Here is a 16,683-nt window from a genome sequence, read left to right as displayed (position 1 = left end):
AATAAATGAACGTTCATTTAATTTAGGCGGGCGCTTTATTGTTAGCACCCATCTGGATTGAACCTGCACCTATGCGACAAAGAGACGACTCCAAACGCCTGGCCTTTCTGGAAGCCACCCTTAAAGAGGTCGCCGAATTCGGCTTTGCCGGCACCTCGGTGGCCCGCATTGCCCGCAGCGCCGGGGTATCGCCGGGCACGCTCTACATTTACTACGCCGACAAGAACGCACTCCTGGAAGCGGCATTTTTTTACGTCAGTGACCAAGTTATCGGAGCGGCGGTCGCCAGCTTCCAGCAAGGCACAGATCTGAAAGACGGGTTGCGCCGCACCTGGCACGCCCTGTTCCGTCTGGGTCTCAGCCGGCCCGAATACTTCCGCTACCACGACAGCTTTACCCACTCGGCCTGGATGACTCCGGACATACAGGCGCGTAACGAGGCCAAGGCGGCGCCGCTGCTCGATGCCGTCGAGCGGGGCAAGGAAACCGGGTTGATCAAACCGGTGCCCCTGCCGCTGCTCGAAACCTTCATGTTCCGACCCATCCACCACCTGGTTCAGCGGACCCGGCAAGGCAGCTTCGAGGGCACGGACGAACAGATTGACCTTGGATTCAACATGGCGTGGGACGCAATCGCCCTGGCCTGAATAGCGATTCACCCTGACTCGATAAATATCGGGAGACACAATGAACAACATTACTGACGCGGTTTGGAAGTCCTCCCTGTGGGGGGCGATCACAGCGGTTGTTTTCCTGTTGGTCGGCTGCACCGCCGAGGCCCCGCCACTGACCAAGCAATCCGTTCACCCGGTAAAGCTGGTGACCTTGGACACCGCCCGGGTCAGCGGGCTCAAGCAGTATCCCGGTCAGGTAGCTGCCTCCGAGCATTCGGAGTTGTCGTTCCGGGTCGGCGGCGAATTGGTCGCACTCAATGTCAAAGCCGGTGACACTGTTGAACAGGGTGAAGTGGTTGCCCGCCTGGATCAGCGGGACGCCAACGCCCAGCTTGAGAATGCCCAATCCAGTTTCAATCTGGCCGAGGCGACCTACGAACGCATGCGGATTTCGCTGGAGCGAAACGCCATCAGCCGGGCCCGTTTCGATGAGGCCGAGGCCCAATACCTGTCCGCCAAGGCCCAGCTTGCTCAGGCCAGAGATCAGTTGTCCTATACCGTGCTGAAGGCGCCGTTTGCCGGCGTGATATCCCGCGTACCGGTGGAAGTCTATCAGGTGGTGGCAGCACAGCAGGTCATCGTTGAGCTGCAACGCCCGGGATCGATTGACGTCACCTTCCAGATGCCCGAACAAGACATTCGGCAGGTGCGGCCGGATCGGGCGCGGTCGGCCCGCGAGCGCACTGAGCCGATGGCCTGGGTGACCTTCGCCGAGCGCCCCAACCAGCGCTACGTGGCCAGTTACAAGGAACATGACAGTAACGCGGCTCGGGGCTCGTTGAGCTACGAGGTCACGGTCACCCTGCCGGCACCGGAGGACACCATGGTGCTGTCCGGTATGAGTGCTTCGGTTCTGCTGGACTTCAATGCCCTGACGGGTGACGAGGACGCTTCGTGGTTGGTGCCTGCGGGCGCCGTGACCGCTGCGGAGCATAATCCGGATCAGGCCGTAGTCTGGCGCTACGTCAGCAAGGCCGACACAGAGGGTGAAGACATCGGCCGGGTGGAACCGGTGCCGGTTACCCCAAGCGCCAAGACCAGCGACGGCGTGCTGTTGCAGGGACAACTAGAAGCAGGCGACCGCCTCGTGTCCGCCGGTGCGCACCTGATGAGTGAAGGCCGAACCGTGCGTCCGTGGGTCAAAGAGGGTGGTCTCTGAGATGGTGGATTACTTTCTTGATCGCAAATCCATCAGCTGGATGTTCGCCCTGTTGCTGAGTCTCGGGGGCATTCAGGCGTTTTTTGGCATGGGCCAGCTGGAGTTTCCGGAATTTACCCTCCGCTCGGCGGTGGTCACCACTCAATACCCGGGCGCAACGCCACTGGAAGTGGAAGAAGAGGTGACCCTGCCGCTTGAAAAGGCGATCCAGGAAATGCCCGGGCTGGATGACGTTACCTCGATTAATTCAGACGGACTGTCCCAGATCACCGTGCAGCTCGAAAAAACCGTGCAGGAACACGAGCTGGACCAGTACTGGGACCTGCTGCGCCGTAAAATCAACGATGCCCAGGCCGTCTTGCCGCCTGGCGCCTCGAACTCGGTGGTGAACGATGATTTCGGCGATGTGTTTGGCCTGTTCCTGACCCTGCGGGGCGAAGACTACTCCCTGAAGGATCTTGAAGATCACGCGGACCTCATCCAGCGTGAACTGCAGCTCATTGATGGGGTGGCCAAAGTCAGCATTGGCGGTCAGGCCCAGGAACAGATCATCGTCGCCCTCGATCGCGACCGCATGCGGGCCCTTGGTATTTCACCGTCCTATTTGGCCAATCTGCTCAATGCCCAGAACACCGTGGGTAACGCCGGACACCTGAAGAGCGAGGGCCTGTCCCTGTCGGTTCAGCCCAGCGGCCAAATGGATACGGTACCGGCGTTGGAGCGTCTGGTCGTGGGTTCTGCGGACAGCGGACTGGTCCGCCTGCGGGATATTGCCGAAGTCCACCGGGAATTCTCCGATTCGCCGAATCTGCTGTACCACTCTGACGGCATGCCGGCCCTGACGCTGGCGGTCTCCTTCGCATCGGGCGTGAACGTGGTTGAGGTGGGCGAGTTGCTGGACCAGCGCCTTGCCGAACTGGAACAGCGGATGCCCCTGGGCATGACCATGAACACAGTCTATAACCAGCCGGCGGTGGTGGAGGAGGCGGTGTCCGGCTTTCTGGTGAATCTGGCTCAGGCGGTGGGCATCGTGATCGTGGTGCTGCTGCTCTTCATGGGTCTACGCAGTGGCCTGCTGATGGGGCTGATCCTGCTGATCACCATCCTGGGCACCTTCGTGCTCATGGCGATACACGGACTGCAGTTACAGAAGATTTCGCTGGGCGCCCTGATCATTGCGCTGGGGATGCTGGTCGATAACGCGATTGTGGTGACCGAGGGCATGCTGATCGGCCTGGCCAGGGGCCGGTCAAAGCGGGAAGCCGCCAAGGACGTCATTGCCCAGAACAAGTTGCCGCTCCTGGGCGCGACCATCATAGCCATCACCGCCTTTGCACCAATTGGCCTGTCCCCAGACACCACGGGCGAGTTTATCGGTTCCCTGTTTTGGGTGCTCTGTTACTCGCTGATCCTGAGCTGGGTGACCGCGCTGACCCTCACGCCGTTTTTCTTCGATCGCTTTTTCGCGGACCGGTCGGCGGAACTGGCCACCGGATCGGCACCGGAGGACCCGTATCGGGGCCTTATTTTCCAGGTCTTCCGGCGTGTGCTGACCCTGGCCATTCGGTTCCGCTACGTCACCATCGGCCTGGCAGTGGCGCTTTTGGTGGCGGTGCTGTCGATGTCCGGTCAGGTCAAGAATGCGTTCTTCCCGAACGCCACTACGCCACTGTTCTTCGTGGATGTCTGGCTGCCGGAAGGCACGGATATCCTCAGTACCGAGGAGGTCGTCAGCCGGCTTGAATCGCAGGTGGGTGACATGCCCGCGGTGAAGCAGGTGACCACGGTGGTCGGCGGCGGGGCGCAGCGCTTCACCCTGACGTACGCACCGGAAAAACGCTACGCCAGTTTCGGTCAGCTGATTGTCGAGACCGAAGACAAGGCCTCCCGCCAGGCGCGTATGGAGCAGGTGATCAAACTGCTGCGCGCGGAATTCCCAAACGTTCAGTACAAGGTTCAGGCGCTGCAGGTCGGACCTTCCGCCACCGCCAGTCTGGAAGCCCGCATTTATGGTGACGATCCGGTCGTCCTGCGTCAGCTCGGGGCCCAGGTGGAAGCCATTTTCCGTAATGAGGAAATGGCCGACAGCGTCCGAATCTCCTGGAGCAACCGTGAACTGGTCCTGGTGCCCGAGTTCCTGGAGGAGCAGGCCCGGCGCGTGGGCGTATCTCGTGAAAGCCTGCATCAGGCGCTGCTGCTTAACAACCAGGGTGAGCGGGTCGGGGTGTACCGGGAAGGCAGTGATCTGATTCCCATACTGATGCGATCCCGCGAGAGCCAGCGCTACGACGTGGAAAATCTGGGCGCCATCAACGTCTGGAGTGACGAGCAACAGGCCTATGTGGGGGCCGGCAATGTTCTGAGTGACACCCGCACCGAGCTTCGGGATCCGCTGATCAAACGCCGCAACCGTCAGCGCATGCTGGCGGTGTATGCCGAGCCCATGCCGCTGTCCGGTGAGACCGCTGCAAGTGTCCTCAAGCGCATTCGGCCGGAAGTCGCCAAGCTGCAATTGCCGGACGGTTATACCCTCGAGTGGGGTGGCGAGTACGAGACCTCCAGCGAGGCACAAACGTCGTTGTTCGCCTCTTTGCCCATGGGGCTGCTGGGCATGTTCATCATCACCATGTTGCTGTTTGGCAGCTTCCGTCAGGCGCTGTCGATCTGGTCCATCGTGCCTCTGATTCTGATCGGGATCGTTGGCGGGCTGTTGCTGTTCGGCGCACCTTTCACCTTCATGGCGTTGCTGGGCACCCTGAGCCTGATCGGTATGGTGCTCAAGAACGCCATCGTGCTGGTGGAGGAGATTAAGCTTCAGGTCGAGCAGCAGAGCGATCCGTTCATTGCGGTGGTGGACGCCGCGGTGAGTCGCGTCCGGCCGGTATTGATGGCGGCGATCACGACCATGCTGGGCATGATTCCGTTGTTCAGTGACGCGTTCTTTGCCAGCATGGCGGTGGTCATTGTGTTCGGACTGGGGGTAGCGACCGCGCTGACGCTGATCGTACTGCCAGTTGTCTACTGCACACTGCTGCGCATTCCCTTCCACCGATAAACCCTGTGAATGGATCGCTGCTGCCGGCCTGGGGTTGGCGAAACCCCGGCCGGCGCTCAACTAGGAGGTTTCCTCAGGTTCGGATTGCATTCCCCAGGTGTAGCCCCGGAACGCATCGCGGAGGTCTTTTTTACTCAGCTTACCCGTAGCGGTGTGTGGGAGAGACTCGACAATCACGCAGTCGCTCGGTATCCACCATTTTGCAACCTTGCCCTCGAACCATGCCAACAATTGCCCCGAGGTCAATGTCGAGTCATCGTTGAGAACCACAAGCAGGAGCGGGCGTTCGGTCCAGGTTGGGTGTGACAGCCCGATGACCGCGGCTTCCAGAACGTCCAGATGACTCATGGCCAGGTTTTCCAGTTCAATGGATGAAATCCACTCGCCGCCGGATTTAATAACGTCCTTGCTTCGGTCCGTGATCTGGAGATAACCGCACTGATCCATGGTGCCGATGTCGCCAGTGTCGAACCAGCCATCGTCATCGGTGGTGGACTGCTCGTGACGGAAGTATTGCTGGATAACCCAGGGTCCGCGCACCTTGATGGAGCCGGCGCTCCGGCCATCCCAGGGAAGCTCCTGATTATTATCGTCAACCACTTTCAGGTCGATGCCAAAAAGCAGGCGACCCTGTTTGAGGGCTCTGGTTTTAGCCTCTTCAGCGCTCAAACCGGCGGTCTGTTGCGGCGTTGCGGCATTATAACTGGCGATAGGATTTAGCTCGGTCATCCCCCAGCCCTGCTGCACCCGTGCACCGTGCCTTGACTTGAATTCGTCGTAAATAGCGGCTGGACAGGCTGCGCCGCCAACACCAACACGCTCCAGAGACTCGAGCGTAATCTCATTCTCCCGGGTGTGGCGGAGCAGGGCGCCTAGAACGGTGGGAACGCCCGCCGTGAACGTGACGGTTTCAGAGGCGATCAGCTCCGCCACGATTTCGCCATCCCCCGCTTTGCCACCGGCAAGAACCAGCTTGGCGCCATTCATGGGGCAGGAATACACCAGGGACCAGCCATTGGCGTGAAACATGGGGACTAGAGGCATGACCGTATCGGAGGCGGAGACCGCAAAGGCGTTTGGGGTAGAGGTCGCGTAACACTGGAGGATGGTTGAGCGGTGAGTGTAGAGCACACCCTTGGGATTGCCGGTGGTGCCTGACGTGTAACAAAGCGCTGAAGGTGTGGTTTCCGCCAGTTCTGGCCAAACAAACCGATCGGATTCCGCGCCGACCAGGGTCTCATAGCAAATCACGTTGCGAAGCGTGGTTTCCGGCATGTGTGCGGCATCGGTGAGTACCACGTAGCCCTTCACCGCCGGTAGTCGGGATTGGAGGCTCTCCAGCAGCGGAATGAAATCAGGGTCGACGAACAGCCAGCGGTCTGCCGCGTGGTTGATGATGTATTCAATCTGCTCGGGGAACAGCCTCGGATTGATGGTGTGGCAGATCATGCCGCTGCACGAAATGGCGTAGTAGAGTTCAAAATGGCGATAGTCGTTCCAGGCAAGGGTTCCGAGCACATCGCCCGGGCCATTGCCCAGCTTTTCCAGCGCGTTGGCCAACCTTCGTACTCGCTGAAACGCGTCCCGATAGGTATAGCGGTGTCTTGGAATATCGTGGGTCACGGACACGATTTCCTGATCACCGAATAGCCGTTCTGCGTAGTGCATCACGGCCGTAATTGAGAGTTGGGAATCCTGCATGGGGTTCATTGAAACCTCCGATTATCGTTGTTGTGGTGCGATCCAGGGGCAGGCGCCGGCGGTTAGGTGCCGCCGGCTGGACGATGTCAGAGCTCGGTTTTGTTCTTGCCGACACGACCTTTGTCCGTCTTGTCGGCGAAATCGGCGAGGAGTTTCGCCACCGGCGGATTTGCCGCACCCGAGTATCCTGTAAAGGCTTCATACGCCAGTTGGTCGTCCAGTGGCCGGCCAATGACGTTGAGGATGGTTTCCTTGGCAGAACGTACCGCCCACTGATCATTGCGCAGAATGCTCGCGGCCACTTTTTCGGCGGTTGCCATTAATTCGCTCTGGGGAACCACCTTGGACACCATGTTGCATTGCAGGGCCCGTTCGGCGCTGATGGGTTCAGCGGTCAGGTTCATTTCCAGGGCAATGCCGGCACCGCAGGTATTGACGACACGCACGATCCCGCCGTCTCCATGGTGGTAACCGCGACGGGGTTCGAAAGAGCCGAACTGAGCATTTTCGGAAGCAATACGAATGTCACAGGCCATGGCAGTCTCCAGCCCTCCGGCCAGGGCCCAGCCGTTTACAGCGGCAATGACGGGTTTGTACATACGGTGCATCCCGCGAGTCAGGCCGCCGAGGCCGTCCTTGATTTTCTCACGAGGGAAGAGCGCATCGGCCCGCTTGACCCACGAAGTGGCATGGGTTTTCAGATCAGCACCTGCACAGAATGCCTCGTTCCCGGCACCAGTCACAATCGCGAGATCAACACTGTCATCAACCGAGAATTCCTGCCAGATATCCCACAGGGCCTCGTGCATATCCTCGTTAATAGCGTTCATGGCCTCGGGCCGGTTCAGGGTGATGTAGGCAATTCTTCCACGTTTTTCATAGAGTACTGTTGGCATGACGGATCTCCTGTTGTGGTGGCGCCCCGGTGCGCGTCACCGGATGGCTTCGGATCTATAGTAGGGAGAAACGGAGGCGGTCACTGCGGATGAAAATGACCGTATTTTGGACAAAACGGCCATCGACAGAGGGTGGTTAGTATGTGTTTTAATGAGCTACCTATCGAAATATTGGGGTAACCACGTGGAGTCAGATAAACACACCGGAACCGTTGCCATACTCGCCTTTGATGGAGCCATGGAAATGAGTATTTCCCTGGCTCGGGATATCTTCTATGCCGGCTCTGTGGCCTTCCGGCACCAGCAAAATCAGGGCGCCAGAGGTAAGGAAGTGATGGTCGCCAGTGAATCCGGGGCCCCGATAAAAACCTTTTGTGGTTCTGATCTGCAGCCGGACTGCGCTATACATGAGCTGGTGCGCCCGGAACTGATCATCGTCTCCGGAATCTGGGACGGGGTTGAAAACGTGGTCGAGAAACACCGGGAGACGGTGAACTGGCTGGGTGAGCAGTACCGTACCGGAGCGAAAATTGCGTGCCTGCATACCGGGACGTTTTTGCTGGCGGAAACGGGGTTGCTCAATAACCGGACCGCGACCATCTACTGGCGGATGGTGGACCTGTTCCGATCGCGCTATCCCCAGGTCATCTTGCAGCCGGAGAAACATATCACTGCGTCGGGTAACCTGTTTTGTTCCTCCGGAGTAGTTTCCGGCTTCGAGATGGCCATGTATTTGATCGAGAAACTCTGGGGTATTCAGGTCGCTTCCAGGGTGTCGCGCCACTTTATGATGGACTTGCCGGAGGCGCCCAAGGAATTTCAATTGGCGCTGGAGGAGCAAAAACAACACGGGGACCGAAAGATCCAGGACGCCCAGGAATGGATCGAGTCCAATTTCTCATCACATTTTTTGCTGGAGGAACTGGCCGATAAGGTCGGCCTGAGCCTGAGGAGTTTCCGGCGTCGATTCAAGGAGGCAACGGGTGACACACCCATGCAGTATTTGCAGAAGGTTCGTTTGGCGACGGCAAAGCAACTGTTGGCGTCGGACGTGTTAGGGGTCGACCAGATCGGTTATCGGGTCGGCTATGAGGATCGGAGTTACTTCAGCCGGTTGTTCCGGCAGAAAATCAACATGACCCCGGGCGAGTATCGACGAACCTTCGGGACTGGTCGAGAAACTGCGGAGCAAAGCGATGCCGGGGATCGATGAAAATAAGCGAAGCCAGTCAGTAGAGCGGGCCCTACTGACGCTACGTCTTAACTGCCGGCGGGGGGGGTCGCCTTATTGAGCACCAGGAAAACCCCTATAGCCATCATGGTCAGCCCGGCTATGCGCTGGGGCTCCAGGGCGAATCGCTGGGCTCCAAACAAACCGAAATGGTCAATCATGCTCATGGCAATCATTTGTCCTAGCAGCACGAATGCAATGGCATTGGAGATGCCGAAGCGCGGTGCGACCCAGGTGATGGTCAGAATATAAAATAACACCAGAAAACCGCCGAGGTAGTAATACAGCGGTGTGCTGGCGTGGAAAATCTTGTCAGGAATGCCCTCGGTGACCAGCAGATAGGCAACCGCAATGACCAGCCCGACAAAAAACAGGATGGCCGCTGCCAGGGTCGGGCTCTGGAGCCGCGCACCCAGGCCACCGTTGAGGGTGGCCATGACAGGGATACCAATGCCGGCAACGATCATAATGAGGGAGTAGGCCAGGGGATTATTCATGGTGGGTGTTTTCCTTTTGAATTGCCGGTGATTGTGAGTCCACAGATGCGAGGCGGGAGGCTGCCTCGCGGCCGACGTCCAGAATTCGATCGGACAACGGGCCGGAGTCCACGGCACGGGAGAGCGCCATGGAGCCAACAAGCAGCGACATGAAGGCAAGCACGTCGTCCGCTTGCTGGCGATCGAGTTCGTTGAAATTCTGGTCGGCGATTGCCGAGAGCGTTTTGGTCAGTTCCGTTTGATAGGTCGCTCGAAAGGATTCGTCACTGCGCGCCGTTTCCGAACACAGCGCGGTAAGGGCACAGCTGTCATCGAGATTATCCCGGTGGTTCGGAGTGAGGTACCGTTTTGCGAGGTCGGACAGGCGGCTAGCCCAGGAGCCGCGGGACCAACCACCGGTCCAGCGCTTGCGGTTGTGCCGCAGCGCCTCTTCCAAGGCTGCACGGGCGAGTTCGCCCTTGTTCTGGAAATGCGAGTAGAACGCGCCATGGGTCAGGCCGGCATCGTCCATCACGGCCGCGACGCTCGCGCCCCCCAATCCTTCCCGTCGAAGCCGCTTGGCGGCCGAGGTCAGAATGCGCTGGCGGGATTCCTCTTTCCTTTGAACTCGAGTATTCATGCGATTTCCCATGATGCCCATCATGCGAAAGATTATTTCGTATGACATGCATCATGTCAAATTGGGTGGCGGGAAGCTTCAGGCCAGCGACGTTCGGGGATTGCGGGGGTAGTAGCTCTCGGGCAGCCGCTCAATGTGCGGGAAGAAACGGGTGTCCTTGTAGGGCATTTTCATGAACCCGGAGATGCCAAGCCCGCTGATCTGTTCCACCGCGGACAGGATGACATCCAGCAGGCGGCGAAATTCCGGTTCCTGGTCCGGATCCAGCAGCCGGTAGTGGCTATGGATTTTCAGGTGCTTGGGCAGCGCCTCGAAGATGATCATGCCGGTGTGATGAATGTCGTTCAGGGCTTCCAGGGCCTTGATGATGGTGTCCGGCAGCACCAGGAATTCCTCCGGGTCCGGACCGTCCTCAAAGTAGGAGTGCACACGGGTTTCGTCCTCCACCTCCGGCGCCGCGCTCACTTCGTAGTGCAGGCTCATGCCCGGGCTGACCAGGAACGGCTGGTCGGCATCGTCCCGGTCGATGTGCAAGGTGTTACGGGCGTTGAACAGGCAGCTCTTGAAGATGCCCTTGCGGTAAATCGCCTGGGCCAGGTTGACCATGTTGTTGACGGCCCGAACGAACGCCGGTTTCAGGGCCGGGTCGTGCAGGTTCAGTGAGGTGTCGACGTACACGCCGTCGGTTTCCCAGCGTACCGCCAGGCCGCCTTCGACCGGGTAACGCCCGAGCCGGCTGACCGCCGCCAGGAAGGCTTTCTCGGTTTCGCCCATACCCTGCATGAAGTTCTTGTAGTAGCGGTCGAGCTGGACGTCGTTGACGTCGTTGAGGGTTTCCGGCGCGCCTTCCTCCCGCAGGAAGGATTTTCGGGAGCTGTACACCACGGTATCGATTTCCTGATCGGACGCCCGCACCCACACCGGCACCAGGGGTGCGACCGGTGCCGTCGGCAGGTCGATCATGACGGTGCGGGCCATACGGGGCATTTCGGTCAGGTAGTAGTCGCCGGCCTTGCGGCGAGTGTCCGGGTCGATGGCAAGCATGCCATCGAGCATGCGGGCAAACTCCATGGGCAAGCCCAGGGACGTGGCCGGAATGGCCTGATGCCCAAACCGGCAGGACTGGCCCGAGGCCAGGGCGTAGAGTGTGCCGGCGGCGCCCTGTTCGTCAAAGCGCGGGGAAGACAGTCCGCCGTTCAGCTGTTCGGTGCCAATGAAGTAGACATCGCCCAGACGGGCATTGGTCTGTTGCAGGTTGTCGGACATCAGCTCCATCACGTTGGCGGTGACGAACTGCTGGTTGGCGTCCAGCTGCGCGAACACCGAAGAGCCCCAATCGATCAGGGCAATGTTCTCGGTACTGGCGTCGAACACCAGGTTGGAGGGTTTGATGTCGCCGTGGACGATGGGCCGGCCGGCGGCGCCGGTTTCCCGACGCAGGTTACGGAGGATGTCGGCCAACTGGTCGGCAATGCGCATGATCAGCCGGGGTTTCAGCCGGCCCTCCCGCAAGGACACTTCCTCCAGGTTCAGGCCGGCCGCCCGCTCCATGACCAGAATGGGCTGGTTGCGCGCCCGCTGATAGGAAATCAGTTTCGGGACGCGCGGGTGGCGAACCTGCTCGAGGATGTGGGCTTCGTCTTCGAGCCGATCCTGCAGGTGCTGGGGCAGGTTGATGCGAGTGAACTTGAACACATGCTCGAGTTCACTGCCGTCTTCGCGGACCATGCGCCCGGCGAACACAAAACCGTAGGCGCCCTTGCCGATGAGTTCAATGTCCCGGTAGCCGAGCTGGCGGAGTTGGGTGGCACACAGCGCCACCCAGTCCTTGAGCTTCTTGGCATCGTCGTGGCTGAGCAGGTAGATCGACTGCTCTTCCGGGATATAGAACTGCTGCAGTTGCGCCTTCTGCACCATGGTCAGGGATCAGCCCATGTGCAGCAGCATGGTCTGCGGCGATTCCAGGTAGCCCTTCCACAGATTGCAGAAGCGGGCAATGGTGCCGCCATCGATGATGCGATGGTCGCCGGCCCAGCTCACGGTCATGATGGCGCGTTCCACCACCTGGCCGTTGGCATCGAAGCGCGGCAGTTTCTGGGTCCGGCCCAGAGCCACAATGGCCACCTCCGGCGCGTTGATGATCGGCGCCGCGTAGGTGCCGCCCAGGGCGCCAATGTTGGAAATGGAGATGGTGCCACCTTTCAGGTCGTCCTGGCTGACCCGACCCGAGCGCGCCGCTTCGGTCAGTCGGGCGACTTCGTCGGCGACTTCCAGCAGGGTCAGGTGCTCCACGCCTTTGACGTTGGGCACGATCAGCCCGGCCTTGCCGTCCACCGCCATGCCGATGTTGCACGAGGGCAGGTAGTGGATCTCGGTGGCCTCGTCGTTCAGCTGGCTGTTGAGGATCGGGTATTCCTGCACCGCCAGAGCCATGGCCTTCATGATGAAGGGCATCAGCGTCAGCCTTGAACCTCGGGCCTCAGCCACTGGCTTCAGCTGTTCCCGCAGCTTCAGCAGGTCAGTGACGTCGATGTCCTCACTGAAATTGAAATGCGGAATAGTGCTGGCCGAGGCCACCATGCTGCGTGCCATGGCCGCCTTCATACCGCGAATCGGCTCCACGCGAACTTCCTGCTCGCCCGCCGGGGCACGACGGGACCGACCGGCGGACGGTGCCGGAGAAGGTTCGGCGGTAACGGGCTTGGCCGGCTGTTCCAGGTGCGCAAGTACATCGGCTTTGAGCACCCGGCCATCTTTACCGGAACCGACAATGTCGGCCAGGTTCAGATTGTTCTCGCGCACCAGTCGGCGCACCGCCGGGCTGGCGGGAATGCGCTGATGGCCGGGTTTCTGGGATGGTGCGTTTACCGCGGGTTTGGCCTCCGGCGCGGGCTGAGCGCTGGCCGCCGGTGTGCGCGCTGCGCCTTCCTCACGTTCCCGGGGGATGAAGGCAAACAGCGGCGCATGCACCTTCGCCATGGCCTGCTGCTCGTGGTACAGCTTGGTAACCCGGCCGGCCTTGGGCGCGGTGATCTCGACCATGGCCTTGTCGGTCATCACTTCGACCACGGGCTGGTCTTCCTCGATCTCATCGCCCTCGGCCACCAGCCATTCAACCACCTCGCACTCGACGATGCCTTCGCCGATGTCGGGCAGAATGAAGTCTTCCGGGGTGTCGTCGCTGTCACCGGCGGCCGCTTGGGGCGCCGGTGACGGCGCGGAATCAGCGGTGTTGGTTTCTGCCGGTGTTTCTGGCGCGGCGTTGCTGGCGCCGCCTTCGCCGTCCTCTTCCACCAGCTCGAACAGCGGCGCGTGCACCTTCGCGATGTCGCCTTCCTTATGGTAGAGCCGGGTGACACGACCCTTGTAGGGCGCGGGGATTTCCACCAGGGCCTTGTCGGTCATGACCTCGGCCACTGGCTGATCCTCTTCGATCACATCGCCCTCGGCCACCAGCCATTTGACCAGTTCACATTCCACGATACCTTCACCGATATCGGGCAGTATAAAATCACTCATCATTGTTCTCCTGTCCGGATATCAGCCTAGAATTCAACGCTCGACTTGATGGCCTCATAGACCTTCAAGGCGTTGGGCAGGTGCTCTTTTTCCAGCACCAGCGGGAACGGGGTGTCGATCCCGGTGACCCGAGCGATGGGTGATTCCAGGTACAGGAAGCAGCGGTCCTGAATGGTGGCGGCGATTTCGCCGGCAAAGCCACCGGTCAGAGGCGCCTCGTGGGTGACCACCAGGCGGCCGGTCTTGAGCACCGAATTGGCCACGGTCTCCACGTCCCAGGGCAGGATGGTCCGCAGGTCGATCACCTCACAGGAAATGCCGTCTTTCTCGGCCCGCTCCACGGCCTGATCGATCACTTCCATCTGCGCGCCCCAGCCCAGCACGGTGATGTCGGTGCCTTCCTTGATGACCTCGGCTTCGCCCAGGGGCAGGCGATAATCCTCGTCGGGCACTTCGCCGACGGAGGCTCGGTACAGGCGTTTTGGCTCGAAGAACAGGGTCGGGTTCGGGTCGTGGATTGCGCCCAGCAACAAACCCTTGGCCTGGTGAGGGTTACGGGGCACCACGATCTTCAGGCCCGGGGTGTGGGCGAAATAAGCTTCCGGGGACTGGGAATGGTACAGGCCACCCGCGATGCCGCCGCCGTAGGGCGCTCGAATGGTCAGGCCGCCCACGTCGAACAGGTTGCCGGACCGATACCGGAATTTGGCGGACTCGTTCACGATCTGGTCGAACGCCGGGAATATGTAGTCGGCGAACTGGATCTCCGCCACCGGCACTGACCCTTGGGCGGCCAGGCCATTGGCAAAGCCGACGATGCCCTGTTCCACCAGCGGCGTGTTGAAGCAGCGATCTTTTCCGTATTTCTGTTGCAGGTTGCTGGTGGCTCGGAAAACGCCACCGAACACACCGACGTCCTCGCCGAAGCACAGGACTTTGTCGTTCTCGGCCATGGCCGTGTCCAGGGCGCTGTTGATGGCCTGGAGCATGTTCATCTTCGTCATCTCAGGCACCTCCCTTGGCGTGCTCGGCACTCTTTGGATACTCGTCCGGGTACTTGCGGATGTGCGCTTTCACCTTTTCGAACTGTTCCGCCAGGTGGGGTGGCACTTCGTCGTAGACGTCAGTAACCAGGGTGTCGAGGGCGGGAGGTGGCCGTTTTTGCGCGCGCTTCATGGTCTCGAGGACCTCGCGGCGCATGGTTTCCTGAAGCTGCTTTTCGTCGTCTTCGCTCCACCATTTCTTGCTTTCCAGCCACAGGCGCATGCGCAGGATCGGATCCTTCTCGCGCCAGACGGCTTCTTCGTCCTTGCTGCGGTAACCGGACGGATCGTCAGAGGAGGAGTGCGCCGCCAGGCGGTAGCTCATGGCTTCGATCAAGACCGGGCGGTTGTGCTCCACCGCCAACTTGCGGGCCTCCTGGGTGGCCTGGTACATGGCCAGGATGTCGTTGCCGTCCACCCGGATGACGTCCATCTTGTAGCCGTAGGCCCGGGGTGCGACCCCGTCGGCCGCAAACTGTTCGGCGGCGGGGGTGGAAATGGCGTACCCGTTGTTCCGGCACAGGAAGATGACCGGTACCCGATGCACCGCGGCCATGTTCAGGGCCGCGTGAAAATCACCCTCGGAGGCGGCGCCTTCACCAAAGTAAGTGATGGTGCAGTGGCCGCCGCCGGCCATTTTTTGACCGTAGGCGTAGCCGGTGGCCTGCGGAATCTGGGTCGCCAGGGGCGAGGAGATGGTCATGTAGTTCAGCTTTTTCGAGCCGTAGTGCACGGGCATTTGCCGGCCCTTGCCGTAGTCGAGTTCGTTGCCGAACAGCTGGTTCATGAATTCATCGATGCTGAACCCACGGTAGGCGAGTGCGCCTTGCTCCCGGTACTGGGCCATGATCATGTCGCCATCGTCCAGGGCGGCGGCACTGCCAATCACGGCGGCCTCTTCACCGGTGCACTGCATGTAAAAGCTGAGGCGACCCTGGCGCTGGGCGGCCAGCATGCGTTCATCGAGAATCCGGGTGGTAACCATGGCCCGATAAATACGTAGGGCCTTGTCCTTGTCTAGATCAGGTGCCTTGGCACTCTTGTAGAGTTTGCCGTCCTGTTTCAGAAGCTTGAACGTGGGAATACGGAATTCCGCACCGTCGGTAAACACTGGGGAATATACAACTTTGGATTTTGTTGTTGTCATAATCCTCTTCCTGGGGTGGTGGCCTGAGGAACAAAACACTCCTTGTGGGAGTGTAGTTAATGTCTGTGCAGACAGCCTGACTGGATCCGGTGAGATCCCGTGTCAGGGCAAAACCGCGTTTACCTTAACGTAAACTGAAGCGTTGGGGTAGGTCTGTTGTACTAATTTCTCAGTTGCTTGCGCTCAATCACCCGAATGGCTTCCTCCGCCACAATGGCGTGCCGGCGGGCCAGGGCATCCCGGTCATCGTCGTAGCCACCGCCGATCACCGTTGCTACGGGGATTCCGGCATTTTTCAGGGTTGTCAGCACCAGGCGGTCACGCTCGCGGATCGCTGCCTCGGAAATCTTCAGCTGGCCAAGCGGATCGCCTTCGAACACATCGACGCCGGCGTCATAGAGCACGATGTCCGGTTTCACCCGGTGGATGGCGGCTAGAAGGGTGGCACTGACGGTCTCGAGGTAGTTGGCGTCATCCGTACCGGCCGCCAATTCGACATCCCAGTCGCTCAGCTGCTTGGTGAACGGAAAATTCTGCTTGCAATGGATCGAGCAGGTGAACGCTCTGGGTTGGTTCCGGAGCAGGGCGGCAGTGCCATCGCCCTGATGGACATCGCAATCGAAAATCAACACCTGGAGCCCTCCGTCCTGGCCGGCCAGCACGTTGGCGGCTATGGCCAGATCATTAAGGATGCAGAAACCCGAGGCGTAGTCATGATGGGCGTGGTGGGTGCCACCGGCTAGGTGGCAGGCAATGCCGTGGCGTAGCGCCAGTTGGGCGGTAAGCACGGTACCGGAGGGCGCGAGGAAGGTCCGCTTTACCAGACCTTCGCTCCAGGGCAGGTTCATCTGCCGTTGCTCGCGGTCGGACAGGGTGTTGCTGTAAAAGCGCTGCAGGTAGCGTGGACAGTGAGTCGGGGTTAGCCAGGACTGTCGGCAGGGACCGGGTCGATAGGTGTTGTCGGCGGAAAGCAGGCCACGGCTTCGGAGATACCCGGCCAGGCGGGCGAACTTCTCCATGGGAAAGCGGTGGCGGCTCGGAAATGGAAAGCTGTAGTCCGGGTGATATACCAGGGGTACGGTCATGACTCTGCGGGCGTTCGATGAAAAGGGGTTTCCCAATTCTACGCTCGATTCGCCCAG

At 60.2% G+C, this 16,683-nt stretch carries 13 protein-coding genes; 4 read left to right on the top strand and 9 right to left on the bottom strand.

All coding sequences use genetic code 11. From position 1 onward, the window contains the following. Positions 1-71 precede the first annotated feature (71 nt). Genes U5822_RS15740 through U5822_RS15730 form a run of 3 tightly spaced genes read left to right on the top strand, consistent with a single transcriptional unit; the run spans position 72 to position 4,888 of the window. A complete protein-coding gene (locus tag U5822_RS15740) occupies positions 72-647 on the top strand; it encodes a TetR/AcrR family transcriptional regulator (protein ID WP_322856560.1) in 576 nt (191 codons plus the stop codon). A 40-nt stretch (positions 648-687) separates the two neighbouring features. Beyond that, the gene (locus U5822_RS15735; protein ID WP_322856559.1) at positions 688-1,833 is read left to right on the top strand and encodes an efflux RND transporter periplasmic adaptor subunit; all 1,146 of its coding nucleotides are present in this window, start codon (positions 688-690) and stop codon (positions 1,831-1,833) included. Position 1,834: 1 nt separating this feature from the next. Beyond that, positions 1,835-4,888, top strand: coding sequence for an efflux RND transporter permease subunit (locus U5822_RS15730; RefSeq protein WP_322856558.1), 3,054 nt, complete (start codon positions 1,835-1,837; stop codon positions 4,886-4,888). 60 nt (positions 4,889-4,948) lie between these two features. Here the strand turns inward: U5822_RS15730 and U5822_RS15725 are convergent, their stop codons facing one another. After that, positions 4,949-6,598 (bottom strand): long-chain fatty acid--CoA ligase, encoded by a 1,650-nt coding sequence (locus U5822_RS15725; protein WP_322856557.1) that lies wholly within the window; start codon positions 6,596-6,598, stop codon positions 4,949-4,951. Between the two features lie 77 nt (positions 6,599-6,675). Then, on the bottom strand, positions 6,676-7,485 hold the full coding sequence (locus tag U5822_RS15720) for an enoyl-CoA hydratase/isomerase family protein (protein WP_322856556.1): 810 nt from the start codon (positions 7,483-7,485) through the stop codon (positions 6,676-6,678). Positions 7,486-7,591: 106 nt separating this feature from the next. Between U5822_RS15720 and U5822_RS15715 the strand changes: the two genes are divergently transcribed. Beyond that, positions 7,592-8,698 (top strand): GlxA family transcriptional regulator, encoded by a 1,107-nt coding sequence (locus U5822_RS15715; protein ID WP_322856555.1) that lies wholly within the window; start codon positions 7,592-7,594, stop codon positions 8,696-8,698. A gap of 47 nt (positions 8,699-8,745) precedes the next feature. Here U5822_RS15715 and U5822_RS15710 read toward each other — a convergent pair whose 3' ends face one another. The 7 genes from U5822_RS15710 to U5822_RS15680 form a co-directional block, all read right to left on the bottom strand. After that, a complete protein-coding gene (locus U5822_RS15710) occupies positions 8,746-9,213 on the bottom strand; it encodes a DMT family transporter (RefSeq protein ID WP_322856554.1) in 468 nt (155 codons plus the stop codon). After that, positions 9,206-9,832 (bottom strand): TetR/AcrR family transcriptional regulator, encoded by a 627-nt coding sequence (locus tag U5822_RS15705; RefSeq protein WP_322856553.1) that lies wholly within the window; start codon positions 9,830-9,832, stop codon positions 9,206-9,208. The genes U5822_RS15710 and U5822_RS15705 overlap by 8 nt, the downstream gene beginning before the upstream one ends. A 78-nt stretch (positions 9,833-9,910) precedes the next feature. Continuing rightward, a complete protein-coding gene (locus tag U5822_RS15700) occupies positions 9,911-11,749 on the bottom strand; it encodes a protein kinase domain-containing protein (RefSeq protein WP_322856552.1) in 1,839 nt (612 codons plus the stop codon). Positions 11,750-11,758: 9 nt separating this feature from the next. Then, positions 11,759-13,351 carry a dihydrolipoyllysine-residue acetyltransferase gene (locus tag U5822_RS15695; RefSeq protein ID WP_322856551.1) on the bottom strand — a complete coding sequence of 531 codons (1,593 nt, stop codon included), beginning with the start codon at positions 13,349-13,351 and terminating at the stop codon, positions 11,759-11,761. 26 nt (positions 13,352-13,377) lie between these two features. Beyond that, a complete protein-coding gene (locus U5822_RS15690) occupies positions 13,378-14,355 on the bottom strand; it encodes an alpha-ketoacid dehydrogenase subunit beta (protein WP_322856550.1) in 978 nt (325 codons plus the stop codon). Position 14,356: 1 nt separating this feature from the next. Further along, complete coding sequence (locus U5822_RS15685; protein ID WP_322856549.1) at positions 14,357-15,541, bottom strand: thiamine pyrophosphate-dependent dehydrogenase E1 component subunit alpha; 1,185 nt, start codon at positions 15,539-15,541, stop codon at positions 14,357-14,359. 161 nt (positions 15,542-15,702) lie between these two features. Next, positions 15,703-16,626 carry a histone deacetylase family protein gene (locus U5822_RS15680; protein ID WP_322856548.1) on the bottom strand — a complete coding sequence of 308 codons (924 nt, stop codon included), beginning with the start codon at positions 16,624-16,626 and terminating at the stop codon, positions 15,703-15,705. Positions 16,627-16,683: the final 57 nt, after the last annotated feature.

This window comes from Marinobacter qingdaonensis (genome assembly GCF_034555935.1).
Lineage (GTDB): Bacteria > Pseudomonadota > Gammaproteobacteria > Pseudomonadales > Oleiphilaceae > Marinobacter > Marinobacter qingdaonensis.
Note: the sequence above shows the minus strand (reverse complement) of the source record. Positions and strands in the feature narration are given on the sequence as shown.

What these genes read in the sequence shown, in the direction of transcription:
- U5822_RS15695 (WP_322856551.1), bottom strand. Translation starts at nt 13,351, where the DNA reads ATGAGTGATTTTATACTGCCCGATATCGGTGAAGGTATCGTGGAATGT.
- U5822_RS15735 (WP_322856559.1), top strand. Translation starts at nt 688, where the DNA reads ATGAACAACATTACTGACGCGGTTTGGAAGTCCTCCCTGTGGGGGGCG.
- U5822_RS15740 (WP_322856560.1), top strand. Translation starts at nt 72, where the DNA reads ATGCGACAAAGAGACGACTCCAAACGCCTGGCCTTTCTGGAAGCCACC.
- U5822_RS15705 (WP_322856553.1), bottom strand. Translation starts at nt 9,832, where the DNA reads ATGAATACTCGAGTTCAAAGGAAAGAGGAATCCCGCCAGCGCATTCTG.
- U5822_RS15710 (WP_322856554.1), bottom strand. Translation starts at nt 9,213, where the DNA reads ATGAATAATCCCCTGGCCTACTCCCTCATTATGATCGTTGCCGGCATT.
- U5822_RS15690 (WP_322856550.1), bottom strand. Translation starts at nt 14,355, where the DNA reads ATGACGAAGATGAACATGCTCCAGGCCATCAACAGCGCCCTGGACACG.
- U5822_RS15725 (WP_322856557.1), bottom strand. Translation starts at nt 6,598, where the DNA reads ATGAACCCCATGCAGGATTCCCAACTCTCAATTACGGCCGTGATGCAC.
- U5822_RS15685 (WP_322856549.1), bottom strand. Translation starts at nt 15,541, where the DNA reads ATGACAACAACAAAATCCAAAGTTGTATATTCCCCAGTGTTTACCGAC.
- U5822_RS15680 (WP_322856548.1), bottom strand. Translation starts at nt 16,626, where the DNA reads ATGACCGTACCCCTGGTATATCACCCGGACTACAGCTTTCCATTTCCG.
- U5822_RS15720 (WP_322856556.1), bottom strand. Translation starts at nt 7,485, where the DNA reads ATGCCAACAGTACTCTATGAAAAACGTGGAAGAATTGCCTACATCACC.
- U5822_RS15730 (WP_322856558.1), top strand. Translation starts at nt 1,835, where the DNA reads ATGGTGGATTACTTTCTTGATCGCAAATCCATCAGCTGGATGTTCGCC.
- U5822_RS15700 (WP_322856552.1), bottom strand. Translation starts at nt 11,749, where the DNA reads ATGGTGCAGAAGGCGCAACTGCAGCAGTTCTATATCCCGGAAGAGCAG.